This is a genomic window from Mumia sp., assembly GCF_028803055.1.
Taxonomy (GTDB): Bacteria; Actinomycetota; Actinomycetes; order Propionibacteriales; family Nocardioidaceae; genus Mumia.
In genome coordinates, this window is record NZ_JARBCJ010000330.1 from 1 (window position 1) to 1819 (window position 1819).

The window sequence follows — 1819 nt, forward strand, 5'->3', positions numbered from 1 at the left end:
CGAGGACGAACGTCGGCGTGTCGTCCTCGCTGACTCCCGTCCGAGCAGCTGCCGGGCCATAGTGAACGCCTGACGCGCAGCGTGCTGCTGGTGGAGGACGACCCGCGGGTACGTCGCTCGCTGCGCCTGGCGCTCGAGGACGAGGGATATGCCGTCGTGGAGGCGTCGACGGGCGCCAGTGCGCTGGACATGCTGCGAGAGCGCGGACCGGACGTCGTGCTGCTCGATCTGATGCTCCCCGACACCGATGGGTTCTCGGTCTGCCGCGAACTCCGGCGGGAGAGTGCCGTCCCGGTGATCATGGTGACCGCCCGTACCGACTCCCACGACGTCGTGGCAGGGCTGGAGGCGGGCGCCGACGACTACGTGACAAAGCCGCTGGTGGCCAAAGAGCTGTCGGCGAGGATCCGCGCGCTGCTGCGTCGGGCCACCGCGGGGCCCTCGGCCGCGCCACGCGACGACCTCACACTGGGCGACCTGCGCATCGATCTCGGTGATGCGGTCGTGGTGCGTGACGGCGTCGAGCTGCCCCTGACACGAACCGAGTTCAAGCTGCTCGCCGAGCTCGTCCTCGCCGAGGGCAGGGTGTGCAGCCGCGAGCACCTCCTGGACAAGGTCTGGGGGTACGGCTACTTCGGCGACAGCCGCATCGTCGACGTGCACGTGCGGCGGCTCCGGATGAAGGTCGAGCACGACCCTGCGTCCCCCTGCCACCTGCTGACCGTGCGCGGGCTGGGCTACCGGTTGGCCGGCTGAGGATCCACCGTGGCCACGACCCGACGCCCGTCCGACCCCAGGAGGTGGAGGATGCGGCTCGGGGTCCGCGGACGTGTGACGCTGCTCTTCGGCCTGCTGGCGCTGGCGCTGTCACTGCTGCTCGCCGTGCTCAGCTGGTCGCTGGTCACGCACTTCCTGGTGGCACAGCGCGAGTCCAGCGCGGCTGCGGAGACGGCGGTCGACGCGGGACTGCTCCAGCGCGAGATCGACGCCCGGCCCGTCGACGTGTCTGGCGCTCTCGACACCGTGGGGTCGGGCGCCTCGGCGGCGGTTCTGCGCTACGACGACGCCTGGTACGCGACCTCGCTCGACCCGACCCCGTCCGACCTGCCGGCCGCGCTGGTGGAACGGGTCGAGGCCGGGACGGCGAGCACCCAGCGGATCGAGATCGACGGGCGGCCGCTGCTCGCCGTGGGGATGCCGTTGCAACCGAGCGGCAACGCCTACTTCGCGGTCTACGACCTGACAGAGCTGAACCGAACCTTCCGGGTGCTGTCCGCGAGCCTGGCCGGTGCCGCGCTGCTCACGGTCGTCTGCGGTCTGGTCCTCGGCCGGTCGGCGAGCCGCCGGGCGCTCCGCCCGCTGACCGAGCTGAACGACGTCGCCTCCGCCGTCGCCTCCGGCAGGCTGACCGCACGGATGGACACAGGCGGCGACCCCGACCTCGCGCCGCTCGCCCGGTCGTTCAACGCGACCGTCGAGTCGCTGCAGCGGCGGGTTCGTGCGGACGCACGCTTCGCAGGCGACGTCAGCCACGAGCTGCGCACCCCGTTGACCACGATGCTGAACTCCGTGCAGGTGCTCCAGAACCGGCGCGCGAGGCTGCCTGAGGAGGTGCGCGAGCCGCTCGACCTGCTCGCGGAGGACCTCGAGCGGTTCCGGCGGATGGTGGTGGACCTGCTGGAGATCTCCCGCGCAGAGGACGAGTCCAGCGCCACGTCGGAGGCGGTGGCGATCGGTGAGCTTGTCGAGCGTGCCGCGGACGAGGCCGCCAAGCGTCCCGTCACGATGGTCGAGCCGGAGGCAGCGGACGTCATCATGC

At 71.5% G+C, this 1819-nt stretch carries 2 protein-coding genes; both read left to right on the forward strand.

The genetic code is table 11. From position 1 onward, the window contains the following. Positions 1–81: 81 nt before the first annotated feature. Positions 82–756 carry a response regulator transcription factor gene (locus tag PV363_RS17675; protein ID WP_301023075.1) on the forward strand — a complete coding sequence of 225 codons (675 nt, stop codon included), beginning with the start codon at positions 82–84 and terminating at the stop codon, positions 754–756. A gap of 9 nt (positions 757–765) precedes the next feature. Then, positions 766–1819 (forward strand): histidine kinase dimerization/phospho-acceptor domain-containing protein (locus tag PV363_RS17680; RefSeq protein ID WP_301023076.1); only part of this gene is annotated, 1054 nt, incomplete at its 3' end.